The organism is Streptomyces sp. NBC_00354, from assembly GCF_036106915.1.
Classification (GTDB): domain Bacteria; phylum Actinomycetota; class Actinomycetes; order Streptomycetales; family Streptomycetaceae; genus Streptomyces.
Map to the genome: position 1 here is coordinate 7,625,909 of NZ_CP107983.1, position 16,775 is coordinate 7,642,683.

At 70.9% G+C, this 16,775-nt stretch carries 19 protein-coding genes and 1 pseudogene; 9 read left to right on the top strand and 11 right to left on the bottom strand.

What is annotated here, in order from left to right; all coding sequences use genetic code 11:
* The first annotated feature begins 7 nt into the window (after window positions 1-7).
* Window positions 8-1,279 carry an MFS transporter gene (locus tag OHT74_RS34965; RefSeq protein ID WP_328623457.1) on the top strand — a complete coding sequence of 424 codons (1,272 nt, stop codon included), beginning with the start codon at window positions 8-10 and terminating at the stop codon, window positions 1,277-1,279.
* Window positions 1,280-1,404: 125 nt separating this feature from the next.
* Window positions 1,405-1,827, top strand: coding sequence for a hypothetical protein (locus tag OHT74_RS34970; RefSeq protein WP_328622423.1), 423 nt, complete (start codon window positions 1,405-1,407; stop codon window positions 1,825-1,827).
* A gap of 16 nt (window positions 1,828-1,843) precedes the next feature.
* On the opposite strand, the gene OHT74_RS34975 is transcribed toward OHT74_RS34970, so the two are convergent.
* From OHT74_RS34975 to OHT74_RS35000, 6 genes are all read right to left on the bottom strand, one after another.
* Window positions 1,844-2,041: a hypothetical protein gene (locus tag OHT74_RS34975; RefSeq protein ID WP_266670267.1), complete on the bottom strand. Its 198-nt coding sequence runs from the start codon at window positions 2,039-2,041 to the stop codon at window positions 1,844-1,846.
* Window positions 2,042-2,131: 90 nt separating this feature from the next.
* On the bottom strand, window positions 2,132-2,785 hold the full coding sequence (locus tag OHT74_RS34980; RefSeq protein ID WP_328622424.1) for a hypothetical protein: 654 nt from the start codon (window positions 2,783-2,785) through the stop codon (window positions 2,132-2,134).
* A gap of 104 nt (window positions 2,786-2,889) precedes the next feature.
* Window positions 2,890-3,228 carry a DUF7144 family membrane protein gene (locus OHT74_RS34985; protein ID WP_266632323.1) on the bottom strand — a complete coding sequence of 113 codons (339 nt, stop codon included), beginning with the start codon at window positions 3,226-3,228 and terminating at the stop codon, window positions 2,890-2,892.
* A 540-nt stretch (window positions 3,229-3,768) separates the two neighbouring features.
* The gene (locus OHT74_RS34990) at window positions 3,769-4,254 is read right to left on the bottom strand and encodes an NUDIX hydrolase (RefSeq protein ID WP_328622425.1); all 486 of its coding nucleotides are present in this window, start codon (window positions 4,252-4,254) and stop codon (window positions 3,769-3,771) included.
* 2 nt (window positions 4,255-4,256) lie between these two features.
* Window positions 4,257-4,589, bottom strand: coding sequence for a MazG-like family protein (locus OHT74_RS34995; protein ID WP_266670273.1), 333 nt, complete (start codon window positions 4,587-4,589; stop codon window positions 4,257-4,259).
* 348 nt (window positions 4,590-4,937) lie between these two features.
* A complete protein-coding gene (locus OHT74_RS35000; protein WP_328622426.1) occupies window positions 4,938-6,299 on the bottom strand; it encodes a YncE family protein in 1,362 nt (453 codons plus the stop codon).
* A 14-nt stretch (window positions 6,300-6,313) separates the two neighbouring features.
* Between OHT74_RS35000 and OHT74_RS35005 the strand changes: the two genes are divergently transcribed.
* The 5 genes from OHT74_RS35005 (at window position 6,314) to OHT74_RS35025 (ending at window position 10,833) form a co-directional block, all read left to right on the top strand.
* Window positions 6,314-6,469 carry a hypothetical protein gene (locus OHT74_RS35005; protein ID WP_266670285.1) on the top strand — a complete coding sequence of 52 codons (156 nt, stop codon included), beginning with the start codon at window positions 6,314-6,316 and terminating at the stop codon, window positions 6,467-6,469.
* Window positions 6,470-6,800: 331 nt separating this feature from the next.
* Complete coding sequence (locus OHT74_RS35010; RefSeq protein WP_328622427.1) at window positions 6,801-7,661, top strand: helix-turn-helix domain-containing protein; 861 nt, start codon at window positions 6,801-6,803, stop codon at window positions 7,659-7,661.
* A gap of 1,108 nt (window positions 7,662-8,769) precedes the next feature.
* Window positions 8,770-9,579, top strand: a complete 810-nt coding sequence (locus OHT74_RS35015) for a hypothetical protein (protein WP_267001667.1) — start codon at window positions 8,770-8,772, stop codon at window positions 9,577-9,579.
* A gap of 566 nt (window positions 9,580-10,145) precedes the next feature.
* Window positions 10,146-10,406: a hypothetical protein gene (locus OHT74_RS35020; protein ID WP_328622428.1), complete on the top strand. Its 261-nt coding sequence runs from the start codon at window positions 10,146-10,148 to the stop codon at window positions 10,404-10,406.
* 112 nt (window positions 10,407-10,518) lie between these two features.
* Complete coding sequence (locus OHT74_RS35025) at window positions 10,519-10,833, top strand: hypothetical protein (RefSeq protein ID WP_328622429.1); 315 nt, start codon at window positions 10,519-10,521, stop codon at window positions 10,831-10,833.
* A 393-nt stretch (window positions 10,834-11,226) separates the two neighbouring features.
* Here the strand turns inward: OHT74_RS35025 and OHT74_RS35030 are convergent, their stop codons facing one another.
* From OHT74_RS35030 to OHT74_RS35040, 3 genes are all read right to left on the bottom strand, one after another.
* Entirely contained in the window at window positions 11,227-11,373 is a 147-nt protein-coding gene (locus tag OHT74_RS35030; protein WP_323139618.1) for a replication initiator, read from the bottom strand.
* Between the two features lie 311 nt (window positions 11,374-11,684).
* Window positions 11,685-11,891 carry a hypothetical protein gene (locus OHT74_RS35035; protein ID WP_266670293.1) on the bottom strand — a complete coding sequence of 69 codons (207 nt, stop codon included), beginning with the start codon at window positions 11,889-11,891 and terminating at the stop codon, window positions 11,685-11,687.
* A gap of 56 nt (window positions 11,892-11,947) precedes the next feature.
* Complete coding sequence (locus tag OHT74_RS35040; RefSeq protein ID WP_266670295.1) at window positions 11,948-12,187, bottom strand: hypothetical protein; 240 nt, start codon at window positions 12,185-12,187, stop codon at window positions 11,948-11,950.
* Between the two features lie 119 nt (window positions 12,188-12,306).
* Between OHT74_RS35040 and OHT74_RS42220 the strand changes: the two are divergent.
* A pseudogene (locus tag OHT74_RS42220) lies at window positions 12,307-12,442 on the top strand (nucleotidyl transferase AbiEii/AbiGii toxin family protein); the annotation flags it as partial.
* Between the two features lie 203 nt (window positions 12,443-12,645).
* On the top strand, window positions 12,646-14,325 hold the full coding sequence (locus OHT74_RS35045; protein ID WP_328622430.1) for a DUF885 domain-containing protein: 1,680 nt from the start codon (window positions 12,646-12,648) through the stop codon (window positions 14,323-14,325).
* A gap of 179 nt (window positions 14,326-14,504) precedes the next feature.
* Here the strand turns inward: OHT74_RS35045 and OHT74_RS35050 are convergent, their stop codons facing one another.
* Together OHT74_RS35050 and OHT74_RS35055 are read right to left on the bottom strand one after the other, a co-directional pair.
* Window positions 14,505-15,776 (bottom strand): pyroglutamyl peptidase, encoded by a 1,272-nt coding sequence (locus tag OHT74_RS35050; RefSeq protein ID WP_328622431.1) that lies wholly within the window; start codon window positions 15,774-15,776, stop codon window positions 14,505-14,507.
* 51 nt (window positions 15,777-15,827) lie between these two features.
* Window positions 15,828-16,748, bottom strand: coding sequence for a serine/threonine-protein kinase (locus OHT74_RS35055; protein WP_328622432.1), 921 nt, complete (start codon window positions 16,746-16,748; stop codon window positions 15,828-15,830).
* Between the last annotated feature and the right edge of the window lie 27 nt (window positions 16,749-16,775).

The following is a 16,775-nucleotide window of genomic DNA, read 5'->3' on the forward strand; positions in this document are numbered from 1 at the left end:
CACCCGTTTGTCCGGCTTGCTTCCCGACCTCGCCCCGTGGCGTTCCAGCCGCGATTTCCGTCTGCTCTTCTTCCAGGGCGCCGTCACGTTCTTCACGTCCTTCATGGCGATGATCGCCCTCCCCCTCCAGATCAAGCACCTGACGGACTCGCCGCTCGCGGTCGGCGCGATGGGCGCGGTGGAACTCGTCCCGCTGGTGGTCTTCGGCCTGTACGGCGGGGCCCTCGCCGACGCGATCGACCGGCGGCGGATGATCCTGCTGAGCGAGGCCGGGCTCGGGGTGCTGGCCCTCTTCCTGCTCGTGAACGCCCTGCTGCCGAACCCGCTGCTGTGGCCCCTGTACGTGGTCGCGGCCGGCGTCTCGGCCCTGGCCGGGCTGCAGCGCCCGGCCCTGGACTCGATGATGGCGCGGATCGTGCCGCACGAGCAGCAGACCGCGGCCGCCGCGCTCAACGCGCTGCGCTACCAGATCGGCGCGATCGCCGGACCGGCGCTCGCCGGACTGGTCGTCGCCTACGCCGGCTACCCGGCGGCCTACGCCGTCACCGTCTGCGGCTTCGCGCTGTCCGTCGTGCTGTGCACCAGGCTGACCCCGGCGCCGCCGTCGCCCGACGCGGAACGGCCCTCGCTGCGCGGGATCGCCGAGGGGGCGCGCTACGCGTGGAGCCGGCCGGTGCTGCTGGGCACGTACGCGGTGGACCTCGCGGCGATGTTCTTCGCCTTCCCGAACACGATCTTCCCCTTCCTCGCGGACGAGCTCGACGCGGTGTGGGCGCTGGGTCTGATGTACTCCGCGGGCGCCGTGGGCTCCCTGGTGCTCGGGATGACCAGCGGCTGGACCTCGCGGGTGCGGCGGCACGGCCTCTTCGTGGTGTTCGGAGCCGTGGTCTGGGGTGCGGCGATCGCGGGAGCCGGCTGGTTCACCGACATCTGGGTGGTACTGGCGTGCCTTGCGGTGGCCGGGGCCGGCGACATGCTGAGCGGCCTGGGCCGGGCGACGATCTGGAACCAGACCATCCCCGAGGAGCTGCGCGGGCGGCTGGCCGGCATCGAGGTGCTCTCGTACAGCGTGGGCCCGCAGCTGGGCCAGGTCCGCGCGGGCGGCGTGGCGGGCTGGACGGGTACCCGGCCGGCGTTCTGGAGCGGCGGCCTGATGTGCGTGGCGGCGGTGGCGGCCCTGTCCGTGCTGCTGCCGAAGCTGGTGACGTACGACGCGGACACGGACGAGGACGCGCTGCGGCGCCGCGAGGCGAAGCGCGCGGACCGGCTGGCGGCCTGAGCGGTCCCGTCCGTCCCGTCCCGTCCCGTCGTGACGAAACGGTCATAGTCCGGTCATTCTGCGCGCATACGCGGAACGGAGGGTGGAGGCGAACGGGAACGCGGGCAGCAGTTGAGGAGAACCGGATGAAGAGGGGCGTGCAGCGGACGGCCGTCACGGTGGCCGTGGCCCTGGCCGCCGGAGCCCTGTCCGCGTGGATCGCCGTCGCGGGTGACGGCGACGGGCTGAACGTGAGCGCGGCGAGCCGCTTCGCGTCCGGTTACGTGCCGTACGCACTCATCGTGGTCGCCGTGGCGGCCACCGCCCCCACGGCGGTGCACGCCGTGCTCCGTGCCGTGTTCTCCCAGTTGCTGATGATCTGGGGCTACTACACCTGGGGTCCGATGATCACCTTCGACCGGACGCCCACGCAGGCCGTGCACTACGCACAGGAGTGGGCCCTGGTCGCCGTCACGGCCGTCCCGGGGGCGGCGCTCGGGACGTACGGGCTGGTCCGCGGTGTCAGGCGGCTCGCCGCCCCGCGCCTGCCCGTGAACCCCGCGCGCTGAGGACGCACCGGCCCGGCTAGCGCGCCGGCCTGAACCCGGTCGGCGGGTGGGGGTCCTGGCGGCCCGCAGCCCGGTCGGAGGGTTCCGGCGGGGTCTTCGGGCCGACGGCGAACTGGTTCTCGACGAGGTGCTCGTAGATCTCGAAGTCGACGGCCTGCCACCGCCCCATGTCTCCGTGGACGGCCCGGAACTGGGCCGGAGTCGGACTGGTCACTGTTCTCACCTCTCCCGTCAAGGGTGCGGGATCGCAGGACGTCCTGCACGCCGTACGGACTGGGCCGTTCGGGTGCGGGCGAGGCCGGTTCTACGAGGCCGGGACGGCGTCGGCCGTGAGGCCGGCGAGGTGCAGTGCGCGGTGCACGGCGGGCAGGTCCCAGTCCTCGTCCCGGTTGCCGTTCCCGCTCTCGGCGACCAGCAGATCCAGTGCCTCGGGCGTCAGCCGGTAGTTCTCCGCGGCCTCCAGCAGCCCCTTCGCGGCCGGCCCGTGGCCGGCCAGCAGCCCGAGGACCTTCTCGCGATCCACGAAACGGCTCATTCCGCAGTCCAGGCCGTCGTCCTCGAGGCTCTCGGGGTACGGAGTGCGGGCCCAGGCGCCGTTCTCGTACCAGTAGACGCAGCCCAGCATCCAGCCCTCGAGCAGGTCGCGCAGGGTCTCGTACGGGAGCCAGTCCGGGGCCTGCGCCAGCATGTCGACGGCGGGCTCGTGCCACTTGACGTCGCTCGACTCGTCCTCGCCGTAGAGCACGAAACGACCCTGGCCCATCCGGGCCAGGGTCCACCACGTGCAGCCGGCGTCGTCGAGATGGAGCCCGCCGCCGTCGATCCAGTGGCCGGTGCGGTGGATTCCGCGGCCCTCCGCCTCGGTGGTCGCCTCGAGTACGGCGACGAACGCCCACCGCGCCCAGAGCAGTTCCGCCGCGGGCAGGTCTCCGGGCCGGCCCGGCCGGTGAATCGTCATGCTGTCTCTGCTCCCCTTGCCGGTGACACACGCGTACGGGCAGGATCGTAGCGGCAGTCAGCGCGGCGTCGGGGCACCCGAGTTCGGCCGACGCCGTCACACCGTCAGGGCTTCGCCGTCCGCGGGACGTCGGTGCACAGGGCCCAGATGACGAACACGCCGATGGCGATGGCGATGATCGACCAGAGTGGCTGATACGGCAGCCACATGAAGTGCAGGATCACGTACAGGCTGGTCAGGGCGATACCGGCGTACCGGCCGGCCTCCCAGCCCTTGAGGATCGCCGCGCCGGCGCAGACCACGAGGATGCCGACGATGAGATGGATCCAGCCCCAGGCCGTCAGGTCGAACTTGAAGGTGTAGTTCCCGACGCGCTGGTACACCTCGTCGTTGGCGATGGCGACGATGCCTTCGATGATGCCGAAGATACCGGTGACGATCATCACGACGCCCGCGAACGTCGTACCACCTGATGCCCAGGCTCTGCTGGTAGCGCTCGGCGTAGTACTCGGCGTGCTGCTCATTGCGCCGCCTCTCTCTCGAGTGTGGGACCCCAGGTCTCCATGACGTACCGGTCCCGTAACCCATCGTGCGCACCCATCGCGCGGGGCGCACTTCGGGACGCATTCCGTCGTCGGGGCCCGCTGGTCACTCCGAGAGGATGACGCCGTGACACGTGATCGGCAGATGGTCGGCTCCGGGTCCCCTCTCGAACCGCAGATCGGCTTCTCCCGAGCGGTTCGGATGGGTGAGTACGTCGCCGTTGCCGGGACCGCACCCATCGGGGACGACCCCGACCAGCCGATATGGCCGAGCAGGCCGGTTGCCGCTCGAGGCGTTGCAGCGCCGACTGGTCGTCAGGCGAGTTCGAGGAGGCCGCCAAGGGTGAAGACGAGTCCACCGAGGGCGATGGCCGTGGCCAGGTACCGGTAGACCTGGGCGGACGCGACCCGCAGTGGTCAGGAGGGCCCGACCGCGTACGGTCATAACGGGCTCCCCTCACGGAGGTAGACCGCAGTGCCGGACCGGGCGGCGGCGTGGAGTGCGGTCAGCGTCTGGAGGCGAGCAGCGAGAGGGGTGTCCTGCAGCTCGTCCAGGTGCTTGAAGGCGTGGAGGTCGTGCTCGTGGCTCAGGCGGATGGGCCGGGCGCCGGTGTGGACGCCGCCGTGGAAGAAGTAGTCGATCACGGGACCGGTGTTCTCGACATCGGCGCGGTGGTCCGTGCCGATCAGCCGAGGTACGGCGTCCAGGTCGGCGCCGGTTTCCTCGTTCATCTCCCGCCGGGCTGCCGTCCACGGGTCCTCGCCGTGGTCGAGCATCCCGCCCGGAATCCACCATTGCCCCGCGGCAGGCTGGCCGGGGCCGTATCGGAGGAGGAGGACACGGCCGTCGGGGTCCAGCATCATGATGCAGGAGGCCACGATCGTCCGCGGCAGCGTCTTGATCCATTCCTCTCGGGGAATCCACATGCTCATGCCTCCCGGGCAGCCAGGGTGCGGGCGGCGGTCTTCTCCAGGTGCGCGGTGAACATCGCGGCCGGGTCCGCTACGCCGAGTCGGTGAAGCGCGACCATCGCTGTCACCAGTACGTCGCACACTTCCGACTCCACGTCCCGCCACGAGTGGGACCGGCCCTTGCGGGGGTTGGTGCCGGTGGCACCGATGACGGCCTGGGCGGCTTCGCCGAACTCCTCTCCGATCTTGAGTACCTGCAATACCCGGCGCTGCTCGGCGGGGACATGGGCGGCGGCCTCGTCGAGGAAGACGGCAAGCTCCCCGGTGATGTCCCAGGCCTTCTTCTCCACGGTGGTTCCCCTTCGTCCGGCTGTTGTCCGTTCTCAGTCCTGTGAACGAGCCGGCGGTGTCCCGGATGCGCGAACGCCTGTTGCCGACGGCCGACGGCCGACGGCCGACCGCCATCGCCCGGCGCGACGCTGTTCACGCACGGAGCGGGCATACGGACGACTGGCTCGGGGAGTTCACCACGACCGCGGCCGGCACCGGTCCGACGTGAGGGCGGCGGAGGCCGACCGGTAGCGCGGCCTCTCGTTGGACGTCGCGCAGAGCGGAGCCGGCTGGTTCCGGGCCCGGTTCGTCGCCCCGAAGGGCTTTCAGGCGGCCACCACGGCCACCGTGGCCACGCTGAAAGAACGTCAGTTGCTGTGCCGGAAGGCGGGAAGGCCTGTTGAGGCCATGGGGGCCTGTGTCAGATCACGGATGCTGCCGTGGTCGGGCTGGTCCCCCTCGGGGTGGGGGTTGCCGTGGTGGTTCCTCGTGCAGACGGTGGCGGTGGACGGGCCGTGGGTGTCGTCGCCGGCGAAGGTGGCGGTGTAGCAGGCCTCGCTGTCATGCCTGCGCGGGACCTTGCAGATGGCATGGCCCCTGCTGTCGGTCGTGTCGGTGCACAGCGAGGTGGAGTCGGTGGTGAACTCGATCCGCTTGCCCTCCACGGGCGTGCCTCCGGCGGTCAACCCGGCCTTCAGGGTGAGGTCGCCGCGGCCCAGAACACCCGGCGTGTCCTTGCTCTTCCCCTCCCTCCTCTCCGCCTTCAGCGTCAGCGTGGTCGCAATCCGCGGCTGCTCCAGGTCGGGGATGGTCCCGATCGCCACGGCAACGGGGCTGCCGCCGACACCGATGGTGGCGCTGACGGCATTGGTGGCGGAGTCGATCACCGACACAGTGTCCGAGCCGACGTTGGTGACGTAGACGTGGGAGGTGTCCGGGGTGACCGCCACACCTTGGGGGAGGGAGCCGACGGGGATGGTGGCGGTGACGGTATTGGTGGCGGAGTTGATTACCGACACGGTGCCCGGTGAGGTGGCGTTGGTGACGTAGACGTTGGCGCCACCGACCAGGGCGGCCGCCACCCCCAGGGGGGAGTCGCCGACGTCGATGGTGGCGTCGATGGTGTTGCTGGTGGTGTCGATCACCGACACGGTGGCGTCATTGGTGTTGGTGACGTAGGCGGAGTCCGGATTGACCGCCACACCTTGGGGGAAGGTGCCGACGTCGATGGTGGCGGTGACCGTGTTGGTGGCGGTGTCGATCACCGACACAGTGCCGCCGATGGAGTTGGTGACGTAGGCGCGGGTTCCGTCGGGGGTGAACGCCACCCCCCGGGGGCCCCTGCCGACGTCGATGGTGGCGGTGACGGTGTTGGTCGCGGTGGCGATCACCGACACGGTGGCGCCATTGGAGTTGGTGACGTAGGCGCGGGTTCCGTCCGGGGCGACCGCCACACCCTCGGGGCCGCTGCCGACGTCGATGGTGGCGGTGACGGTGTTGGTGGTGATGTCGATCACCGACACGGTGCCCGCGGCGTTGTTGGTGACGTAGGCGAGGGTTCTGGATTGCGCGGTGGCGGGTGTTGCTGCGGCGAGGGGGACGACCATCCCGGCCAGTACCGCCAGCCCCGTCACCCAGGAGCGGAGCAGCGTCCACCATGAGCCCCCGGCCCCTCGACTTCGCACCGTGTTCCCCAGTTCCGACGCCGCCGATACTGCGCTACCCGACATCACAACCTCCTGCAATGCACGACACCGAAGTGGCGTTTCCATGGGCCACGAGCGATGCCCTGTCAGGCATGCCCGGGTTCGCCGCGGCGCTGACGATCGCCGCAGCCGACGCTAACGCCGTCACCTGCCCGTGCCTGCTCAACACCCATGAAGGCGGGTTGTACGGATGAGTGGATACCCCCTACGGCCAACGTGGGCCTTTTGCCCGAGACGGAACAGCGACGTGCCTCAGGCTTGGGGGGTCGCGGCATCAGCGCGCCCGCAGCCGGCCTTGCAGAGGCTGCGGGTGGGACGGTCCCCGGGCATACGGCGCCGCTTGGCGCGGGCTCGTCGGGCTGCCTGACCTCGGGGGCATTACTCCGGCTGTGCCCCTTGGGCCGGACAGGTGATCTTCGTCATCGGCATGCGCTCCTCGTCGCTTCGGGTATGGAGAATGCTTTTGTCACTTGCCCGGCGTTGTGTATTTCCGGGTGAGGTCCTGTAGTTGGAGGTAGCACCGCCATGGCGGCGAACGGAAGCCCCACCGTCAGAAGGCGCCGCCTGGGCGCGGAACTTCGCCGGATGCGCCGTGCCGCGGGCATGACGTCCCAGCAGGTTGCGGGGCGGCTCCTGGTGTCCCAGTCCAAGATCAGCCTTTTGGAGACGGGCCGTCGCGCCATCAACCCCCGTGACGTGCGTGATCTGTGTGAGGTCTACGAGGTCACCGACCAGTCGCTCGTCACCTCGCTGATGCGGATGGCGAAGGAGTCCGGTCGGCAGGGCTGGTGGGTCGCCTACGGCGACGTCCCCTACAGCGTGTTCATCGGGATGGAGACGGAGGCCGCCTCCATCCACTCGTACGACCCGCTGGTGATCCCGGGTCTGCTGCAGACCCCTGCATACGCCGCCGCGGTGATCGAGGAAACGAACCCTCACATCACAGCCGAGCAGGCCGCCACCCGTCTGGAGGTGCGGCTGCGGCGCCAGCATCGCGCCCACCACCCCGCCCGTCCCTTCCGTTTATGGGTCGTTCTGGATGAATCGGCATTACATCGCGCCGTCGGCACCGCCGACGTCATGCGCGAACAGCTCGAACATCTCAACCGCCTCGGCGCGCAGCCGCACATCACCGTGCAGGTCCTCCCGCACGCCGCAGGAGCCCACCCCGGTGCCTCGGGGCAGTTCTGCATCCTCACCTTCCGCGACAGCGACGCGGGAGTCGTGTATTTGGAGCGCTTCACCAGCGACCTCTACCTGGAGAAGCCCGCGGACCGCCGGCCCTACCACCTCATGTACGACCATCTCCAAGCACAAGCACTCAGCCTCGAACAGAGCCGCCGGTTCATCCGCGACACCACCCGGCTCTACACCCGATCCACGTAAGGGGTGGGCAGCGACGGCACTCGGCCAGGAACACTGCCTTCCCAACGCGACAGGGCTCCGCAGGCAGCACACGCCGCACTGGCGGCGGGTTCTCGCACCGGCGCGGCAGCTGCCGGGACTTCCTGGTGGGAGAGCCAGGGCGCATTCGCATTCCGGGCCAGGACGTACCTGAAATGTTGCTGGCGCCTCAGTTCGAGGACATCCTTTTGCCGCATTCGGCCCACTCCTGACGATGCCAATGCACTCCAGAATGCACCTAGTACTGCACAGATCAGCACAAGCCTCATCAACACGTCTGCCACAGCGGGTCCTTTAGGGTGACGGATTCGCAAAGCGGGGCCCGTGGTCGAGCCCTCAGCAACATCTCGACATAACGCCGCGGCATATGCAGAGTTATGGCCCGTCACCTCATTGCAGCCATGTGCAGCACCCTGTCCGGTTGCAGTAAGTTCCGATTATCATCCGGTAGCCAGGCGCCCCGGCAGGCCGGACGGAAGCGTGACGGCCCGACGGCACGGAGGATCGCCGACCCGCGCGGGGGCGTGCCGGAACCTGCTCGAGCGGGAAGCCCGCCGGCGTGGACGCCGCCCCCGCACGCCCCCGCGACGCCCGACCCGCCACCGCACCGTCACTCACCTGAGCTGCGGCGATGCACCGCAGGCGAGACACGCGAAGCGGTCCTGACAGGTTCGTCACGAGTGCAGAAATGATGAACGGAAACAGCCACCACTCGTTCGCTCCACCAGCATCACCCGCATGGCTCATACCCCGCCCGGGGCCGGAAGCGTTGGTTGGACTATGACAACAGCAAACATCGACGCAACCTTCCGTCGGCATACCGAGGAGGAAGGTCTCCCAGTCCACGCAGGGGCCGCCCGGATGGGTAAGTGGACATTCACACCGGCTTCATCGGACCGCACCCACGGCGAGAATGCGACTCTGCATGATGAAGGTCGGAAAATCGAGCTGAATTACTCGTCCTCAATCTTTGAGGATTTCCTGAAGGTGATCAGCACGATCCATCGCGAGTTCAACCGACGGTCGCAAGACGTGGCTGCAACCGGGACATCCGGAATGTGCACCGACGGCCGAGTGAGGCAGGACCCCCGTGTATGAACCGTACGGTCATCACGACTGGAACGGCTTCCCCACCCAGCCGGATGCCCACATCTTTCGGCCGGTACCGGATGTCGAACAGCACATCGCCACGGGGCACCCGCCGTTCGGACCGGACCACGGGAACAGCACATGGGATCCGGCGGAGGAGCTCGCCTGTCTCCTCCAGGGGAGCATGGCCGGCGGCCAGGCGGAGCCCTTCGACCGGGGCATCTTCGACGAAGCAAACGACACGATGAGCACTGCCGGGCTGGCAGCCGGACCGGTGGGCGTCACCAGGCTGCCGGAGGCAGCAGCGCCCGTCGGGCACCGCCGGACCGTCACGGCGAAGGCGCCGGCAGCGGCCCTGATGCGAACGGGCAGCCTGTGCACAGCTCTGTTGGTCGCACTCATCGCCGCCGTCGTGAGCGTCCTGAGCGGCCTTGCCATCTGCGACGCCCTTCAGCACAGTGCCGCGCCCCGCGCCGCCCACGACGTGGTCAGCTGGTGGCCGCTGCTCATCTACGGACCCTGGATGGTCGCCTCCCTGTCCATCCTCAGGGCGGCCCTGCACCAGCGCCGGGCCATCCACTCCTGGTCCATCGTCCTGTTGTTCTCCACCCTGGCCACGCTTCTGTGCGTGGCCCAGGCGCCGAGAACGTTCGCCGCCGAGGCCGCGGCGACCCTTCCCGCTGTCGCCGCTCTCGCCTGCTTCCAACAGCTCGTCCGCCAGATCACTCTCACCCGACCGCCCCGTCAGCCGACACCACGGCACCGCAACTCCAGGCCTTCTGCTGCCCCCAAATTCCACTACGGGGCATGACGGTCACGTCCGGGAAGTCCCTGGCCAGGATCGGTTCGCCGCCCGTGCCAAGTGGTTCGGTGCCCGGCGGACGGTCGCCGGTGCGGTCGAGGACGGTGAGGGCCGCCACGACGCCCTGGCGGAGGGGGCGACCGCTGAGACGGGCAGGGTCGGAGTCTGCCGTGTCAGTCGTGGCCGCGCCGCCAAAGGCAGGGCCGGCGCCGCCGCATACGGCGCCGGAGACGAAGGCGTGACAGCCGCTGACCGCATGGAGCACGTGGTCCTTCCCAGAGTCCGACGGAGTCATCGAGTGATCGTTTACACCTGAGGAACGACAATCGAATCCGATAAGTCACGGGCGGTCCGCAATCTCGGCACGACGGCTTCGACGACCGCCTCGTGCACGCGAAGCCGGCCCGGGCACCTCACTTACCGCAGCTCGGAGCCCATCCCTGTTGCCCGGACTCCGCTGCCATCTGTACGACGGCCCGCCCCGCCAACCCGGCGCGACCGGACTCGTGAGGCACTGAAGCACCACGCCCCCCGCACCACACCTCCCCCCGGCCTACTGAGAGAGGACAGCAACAATGGCGTACGAGCCCTCCTACGCTGAGCGAATCCAGTACAAACGGCTACAGGATGCCGCCTACCAGGCAGGCCAGGACGCCGTCGCCCATCTCGAGGCGGCCCTCGCGCTCGCAGGGCTTGCCCTCCCCTCCCTGACCAACGACGGACCCCTGGGCTGCCGCGGGTTCGTCCGGCTCGGCGGATGCAGCGTCACGGTCGCCAACCAACTCGCCGAGGTGGTCACCGCGGGTGCCATGGCCCTGCAACAGCAGCGGACGTGAGCACCCGCCCCCACCGCGCCCGCAGGCACCCGGTTGGCCACCCACCCGCGTCGCTCCCGTACGGCCCCACCGCAACTTCCCCGCCGACAGGCAGACTCCAGGAGGTCCTTGCATGAAAACGTGGCGAGCTTCCTCGCACGCGCCGAAACCGCAGGAGGCGCTCGACCCCTACCGCTTCCCCGGCGTCCGGGGATTCGAGGACGAGGAGGACACTCGCCTCCAAAGCTCCGTACCGACCGCGGACCCGGCGGAACGGCCTCTCAGCCGGATCAGCGCAGCACACCACCGGCGCCTCGACCTGCACGCCGCGCTCACCGCCGCCGGCATCCCGCCGCTCGCAGGAGACCTTCACGCCATCGAAGCCGTCTCCGCACTCGACGCCACCACCAACGCGGCCGTCCAACGATGGATCGCCGGCCCCCGATGACTCGCCGCACGTTGCGGCCCACCCTCCCTCGGCACACGTGGGCCGCAACGGGGCACACCGCAGTCCCGCTCACCCGGCACCGGCTCGTCACGGCCGGGCGAGGCGCGGTGCGATAAGAACGGAGGCCGCTGGCCCCCCTCGGGGTGGGGTTTGCCGTGGTGGTTCTTCGTGCAGACGGTGGCGGTGGACGGGCCGTGGGTGTCGTCGCCGGCGAAGGCGGCGGTGTAGCAGGCTTCGTAGAGCGTGGAGCGTCCGATCTTGAGCCGGGCCATCACCTCGGGCACGGTGAGGAGTTCGTCGTCACGCACGGGCCGTCACCGCCTGGGAGCGGGTGCCGCCGACGAGGCGGGCGAGTCGTTCGAGGTCGGGTGTGAGACCGGTGCCGTCGAAGGCTCAGTGGGCGCGTACGAGAGTGGTCGCCCGGGGCGTGGGGGTGTGGCGGCGGTGCCAGGCGGCGCGGGCCTCGCGGAGTGCGCCGAGGGTGGTGGAGTAGTCGCGGGTCTTGGTGGCGAAGTGGCCGGGGAAGGGAGTCGTACTCAAGTAGATCCGCCCTCAGTGCCACCTTCGTTCCCGCCGCCCGCCCGACGGGCGGTCGACCGGGGATGACGGGACGGCCCTTGAGGAGTGTCTTGTCCTCTTGGTGGTGTTTGGTGATGGGGCAGCTGTCGCGCCGGCGAACTTGGCCTGCTGGACCGGTCCTCGGCCGAGGGAGTGCCCCGACGGAAGGGCACCGGTCTCCCAGGGAACTTCCGACTCGGGACGCTGGCGGCCGTACGTGGGCCGGCCAGCGTGCCGGCCCTCGGCGGCAGCTGCGCCGCTGGGCCCGCGACACAGCCACCGGAGGGCGCTCGCTACACCGGCGGTGGTGCCCAGCAGTCGGGGCCGCCGCCGCGCCAGTCGACCAAGGCGGGGTCCGTGACGTCGAAGTCCTCGGCGTTCTCCATGCCCGTCGCGGCGAGGAAGACGGCGATGTCGCTGATCCGGTACGCCGTGCCCAGGCTCTGGCCGTCGCACCGCACCCGGCGCCACCCGCGGTGGTCCGGGGGATGGACGACCACGCGGGGAGCAGGCGCCGGCGCGTCGGGTCCCGGGTCGTTCCCGGGGCAGGCGCTCGTCATGCCGCCCTCACCCAGCCTCTGGCCCTCGCCGCGCGGCGGAGCTCGACCGGGCCGCCCGCCGTGCGGACCGGGCACGACCAGTACGGATGAGCGGAGATCGCGCACGAGAGGGTGATCAGCCGGCGGCGGAGCGTGGTCGTACTGGCTGCTGCGGGCCGCCGGGCCAGTTCCCGGTAGGTACGGAGCCACTCGGCCTGGAGGGCGACCAGGTCGTCGGGGAAGGAGGTGCACTGCATCCGTCAATTCAAGCATGTGTTCGATTTATGGCGCGAGTGGAGCGCGGAGGCCAAGGATGGGACGGGTGTCGCGAGCGCTTCCCCCAGCTGACCGCCCGGACACGGACGACGTCCGCCGCGTGAACCTCGGCGCACTCCACCGCCGCGGCTCCTGGCCGACGTGATCGCCATCGGCACCCCTACCCGCTTGTGCTCACCGGCGGCTGCGCCGTGCAGGCCCACGGCCTCGTCGACCGCCTCGGCCAGGACCGGGACTGATACCGCCGGCGCGCCGGCGCGCGAGGCGCGAGGCCTCGTCCCACGCCCGGGTTCTACTGAAAGGCGGGCAGGTTGCGCGCCGACCCGCGTGGCGAAGGGGCCGGCCGGGCAAGCAGGACACGCGGGGGCCCGCCACCGGATATCGGCCAAAGGGTTGTGCCGGGGGCTTGTCGGGGGGAGGGGCGGGCAGGAGTCGGGGCATGTTGAGGCATCAGCGTGAGCTGCCCCGTCAGATCTCCGACGCCCATGTCGACGCCCTGGCCGCGCTCGACCCGATCACCGGGACGTACCTCGGGACGTCCGTCGGCGCCGGGAGACTGCCCGACTACTCGCCCGACGGGGCCCTGGCCGAGGCCGAGCTCGCGCGCGAGACCCTCTCACGGCTCGCCGCCCACACGGACGGTGGCGCCGACGTCGAGCGGCGGTGCGCGCGGCTGCTGCGGGAGCGGCTCGACGCGGAACTCGCCCAGTACGAAGCCGGCGAGCACCTGCGCGCCGTGAACAACATCTCCTCGCCCCTGCACCGGGTGCGCAAGGTCTTCGCGGTGATGCCGGCCCGTACGCCCGAGGACTGGGCGGCGATCGTGGAAAGGCTGCGGGCCGTGCCCGGGTGCCTGAGCGGCTACCGTGCCTCCCTCGCCGAGGGCGCGCGCCGCGGAACGACGGCGGCGCCCCGCCAGGTACGGGCCAACGTGGCACAGCTGGAGGAGTGGCTGGGCGCCGAGGGCGGCGGATTCGGCCGTCTGGCTTCGGGTGCGCCGCCGCGCATGGGCGCCGAGGCCGGGGCCGCGGCGCGGGCGGCGACGCTGGCCTTCGCGGAGCTGGGGGAGTGGTTCCGGCGCGAGTACGGTGCGCAGGCCACCGGTGCCGGCGCCGAGGACGCCGTCGGGCGCGAGCGCTACGGCCGCTTCGCCCGCTACTACACCGGCGCGGACCTGGACCTGGACGAGGCGTACGCCTACGGCTGGGAGGAGTTCCACCGGCTGCTGCCCGAGATGCGCGCCGAGGCGGAGCGCATCCTGCCCGGCGGGCAGGATCCGTGGGTGGTGCTGGCCTGGCTGGGAGAGCACGGGAAGAGCGTCCACGGCGTGGAGGAGACGAGGCTCTGGCTCCAGTCCCTGATGGACGAGGCCGTGGAGGCCCTGGACGGGCGGCACTTCGACATCGCCGAGCCGGTCCGGCGCGTCGAGTCGTGCATCGCGCAGCCCGGTGGCGCCGCGGCCCCGTACTACTCGCAGCCCTCCCTCGACTTCGCCCGCCCGGGCCGGACCTGGCTGCCCGCGCTCGGCAGGACGCGCTTCCCCACCCACAACCTCGTGTCCACCTGGTACCACGAGGGACTGCCCGGCCACCATCTCCAGCTGGCGCACTGGACGTTCGTCGCGGCCGAGCTGTCCCGCTACCAGACGAAGGTCGGCAAGGTGAGCGCCACCACCGAGGGCTGGGCCCTGTACGCCGAACGCCTCATGGACGAGCTGGGGTTCCTCACGGACCCGGCCCACCGGCTGGGCCATCTCGACGCCCAGATGATGAGGGCCGTCCGCGTCGTGATCGACATCGGCATGCACCTGCGGCTGCGCATCCCCGCGCACTCGCCGTTCCGGCCCGGGGAGCGGTGGACTCCCGCGCTGGCGCGGGAGTTCCTCGGCCGCTACTCGGGCCGGCCCGTCGCCTACCTGGACAGCGAGGTCGTCCGCTACCTGGGCCGGCCCGGCCAGGCCATCTCGTACAAACTCGGTGAACGGGCCTGGCTGGAGGGCCGGGAGCGGGCCCGGGCCAAGCAGGGCCCGGACTTCGACCTCAAACGCTGGCACATGGCCGCGCTCTCGCTCGGCTCACTCGGTCTCGGGGATCTGAGCGACGAACTCGGATCCCTGTAGGCACGTTGTCAGGCACGTTGTAAGGGAGAAGGCCTAGGGAGTGTCGTCAAAGTGGCGTCGGCCGCCCGGAGGGCGGGGCTGGCGGGGTCTGGTGCGTGCGATCGCAAGGCGGAGGAGGGAATCGACGCGGTGGGGGCACCTCCCAGCGGTAGCTGGGGGAGCGACTTTGACGACACGACCTAAGGGCGCGCGGCGGTGTGTTCGAGGATGGTGCGGACCTCCGCGGTGATCGCGGTCTCGTTCTGTTCGAACTCGGGGCCGGTCAGCAGGTCCGGGTCCGCCGGGAGGCCGGTGAGGACCGGGGTGTGCAGGTGGCCGCCGGGCAGCTGTGGGGCGAGGTCGCCGCGGAGGCGGTTGGAGCGGTAGGCCACCTCGTTCGACAGGTAGCCGCCTCCGCCGCCCTCCACCGCCCGCGAACCCGGCGTCGGGCCGTCCTCGCGGTCCACCGGCTCGGCGGCGCCCGCCGGGATCTCGGTGACGGTGGTGTTCAGGAGCACCGGGTACGGGCTCTGGACGGCGCCGGTCGCCGCGTCGGTGGGGAGCGTGGTCCGGATGAACTCCGCGCCCGGGGCGAGGCCGGGAGCGGTCACGGGGTGCTCGCGGGTGCCGCCGGAGAGGGAACGGGTGTTGTCGGGGTACGGATCCGCCGACCGGGACCGGCCCGCCCAGGCCTCCAGGGTGAAGATGCCGGGGTAACCCTGACTGATGGTGGTGATGACGTCCGCCGCGCCGGGACCGCCGGCCAGGCGCGGCGCGAAGGCCCGCTCCACGATCCCGGCGTCGAAGTCGGCGTACCGCACGGGCAGGACGACGGCCCGGATCTCGGCGCGGCTGCCGTCGGCGAGCGTGATGCGGCGGCCGTTGAGCCGGAGGGCGGCGGAGCCGGAGGGGTTGGCGCGGCGGAGCTCGGCGTCCAGGCCGAAGGGGTCGAAGCCGCTGATGAAGACGCGCCGTATGCCCGCGGGCGTGTGGAAGGCGTTGTCGGTGAGGCCGCGGGAGGCGTCCGCGAAGCGGGCGCGCAGCGCGGCGCGGTCGACGGCGAATCCCGGCTCCCAGCGGGCGAGCGCGGTGGTCATGGCCAGCCGGGTCCAGTACAGCGGCCGGTCGTCCCCGGCCGGGAGGTCGCCGCCGGGCCGCTGCCCCTGGGCGCGGCGTACGGCGGCCTGCCAGAGGGCCTCGCCCCAGCTGTCGAGCAGCCGCCCCGCTTCGGCGGGGCTCCGGACTCCGCACAGCGCGGCGGGAAAGCGCCGTACGAAGTCCCCGAACCCGGCGCGCTCGACGAGCGCCGTGGTCCGCGCATCCGTGAGCCGCGCCTGCTCGGCGTCGAGGGGTGCCGAGGGAGCGGTGCGGCACGAGGAGGTGTCCTCCGCGTGCGCGGGTGCGGTGACGGCCAGGGGGAGGGCGGTGGCAAGAAGGACCGCGAAAGACGCGGCACGCCGTAAGAGCATCATGCAATGTGACATTACATAGATGCAGTCAGCCCCCACCAGACGCGTTTCCGGTCACTCCGGCACAGGCGTGTCGCGCACAGGCGTGTCGCGCCGCCGCCGGTGCAGCGTCGCGTCGAGGGCGGCGGACAGTTCGGGGATCGAAGGCCTTGCCGCAGGATCGGGCCGGAGGCAGCCGTCGATGGCCGCAGCCAGGGCGTGCGGGAGACGTCGGCGGGCGGTCACCGGTGGGGCTGCCTCTTCGAGCTGCGGATACCAGTCCGGGATACCGCTGTCCGCGCTCCCGCTGTCCGTGGTGCCGTCGACCGTATCGCCGATGTCGAACGGGACGTCTCCGGTGGCGAGTTCGTACAGCGTGATGCCGATGCCCCAAACGTCGGCCGCTGCCGACAGCGTTCCCCCGCGCGCCTGTTCGGGGGCCAGGTAGCCGAACGTGCCCACGCCCGGCGGGGCGATGCCGGGCGCGCGGGCGACGCTGAGGTCGAGCACCTTCGCGTGGCCGCATTCCACCACGACATTGGACGGCTTCAGGTCCAGGTGCAGCAGGCCCTGCCCGTGCAGGTAGTGCATCGCGGAGCACAGCTGCACGCCCAGGACGGCCACGTCCTCGGCGGCCGCCCGCCGGGGCAGACGGCCGATGAGGTGGGACAGCGTCTCGCCCGTCAGCGTCTCGAGGACGACGAGCGGCTCGGGGGACTCGAAGGTCTCGTACGCGCGGACCAGGTGCGGATGCGTGAAGCGCTGGAGCCAGCGGCCCTCGCGGACCAGCCGGTCGTCCAGCCGGGGCTCGTCGCGGCAGTCGGGGCGCAGGACCTTCACCACGCACCGGCAGTCCCGCTGCTCGCTCCAGGCGTCGTAGAGGTCGAGCCAGCCGGTCCGGGCCAGGTGCGCCAGGACCTCGTACCCCGGCGCGGGGGCCGTGCCGGGCGCGAGGGGCGGGGCCGCAGGCCCGGTGATGGCGTTGGCAGGGCTCATGACAGGACCTTCGGGCTCACGACACGG

Coding starts and splice junctions, on each gene's coding strand:
- OHT74_RS34970 (WP_328622423.1), top strand. CDS start 1,405: ATGAAGAGGGGCGTGCAGCGGACGGCCGTCACGGTGGCCGTGGCCCTG.
- OHT74_RS34980 (WP_328622424.1), bottom strand. CDS start 2,785: ATGACGATTCACCGGCCGGGCCGGCCCGGAGACCTGCCCGCGGCGGAA.
- OHT74_RS34985 (WP_266632323.1), bottom strand. CDS start 3,228: ATGATCGTCACCGGTATCTTCGGCATCATCGAAGGCATCGTCGCCATC.
- OHT74_RS34990 (WP_328622425.1), bottom strand. CDS start 4,254: ATGTGGATTCCCCGAGAGGAATGGATCAAGACGCTGCCGCGGACGATC.
- OHT74_RS35000 (WP_328622426.1), bottom strand. CDS start 6,299: ATGTCGGGTAGCGCAGTATCGGCGGCGTCGGAACTGGGGAACACGGTG.
- OHT74_RS35005 (WP_266670285.1), top strand. CDS start 6,314: ATGCACGACACCGAAGTGGCGTTTCCATGGGCCACGAGCGATGCCCTG.
- OHT74_RS35010 (WP_328622427.1), top strand. CDS start 6,801: ATGGCGGCGAACGGAAGCCCCACCGTCAGAAGGCGCCGCCTGGGCGCG.
- OHT74_RS35020 (WP_328622428.1), top strand. CDS start 10,146: ATGGCGTACGAGCCCTCCTACGCTGAGCGAATCCAGTACAAACGGCTA.
- OHT74_RS35025 (WP_328622429.1), top strand. CDS start 10,519: ATGAAAACGTGGCGAGCTTCCTCGCACGCGCCGAAACCGCAGGAGGCG.
- OHT74_RS35040 (WP_266670295.1), bottom strand. CDS start 12,187: ATGCAGTGCACCTCCTTCCCCGACGACCTGGTCGCCCTCCAGGCCGAG.
- OHT74_RS35045 (WP_328622430.1), top strand. CDS start 12,646: ATGTTGAGGCATCAGCGTGAGCTGCCCCGTCAGATCTCCGACGCCCAT.
- OHT74_RS35050 (WP_328622431.1), bottom strand. CDS start 15,776: ATGATGCTCTTACGGCGTGCCGCGTCTTTCGCGGTCCTTCTTGCCACC.
- OHT74_RS35055 (WP_328622432.1), bottom strand. CDS start 16,748: ATGAGCCCTGCCAACGCCATCACCGGGCCTGCGGCCCCGCCCCTCGCG.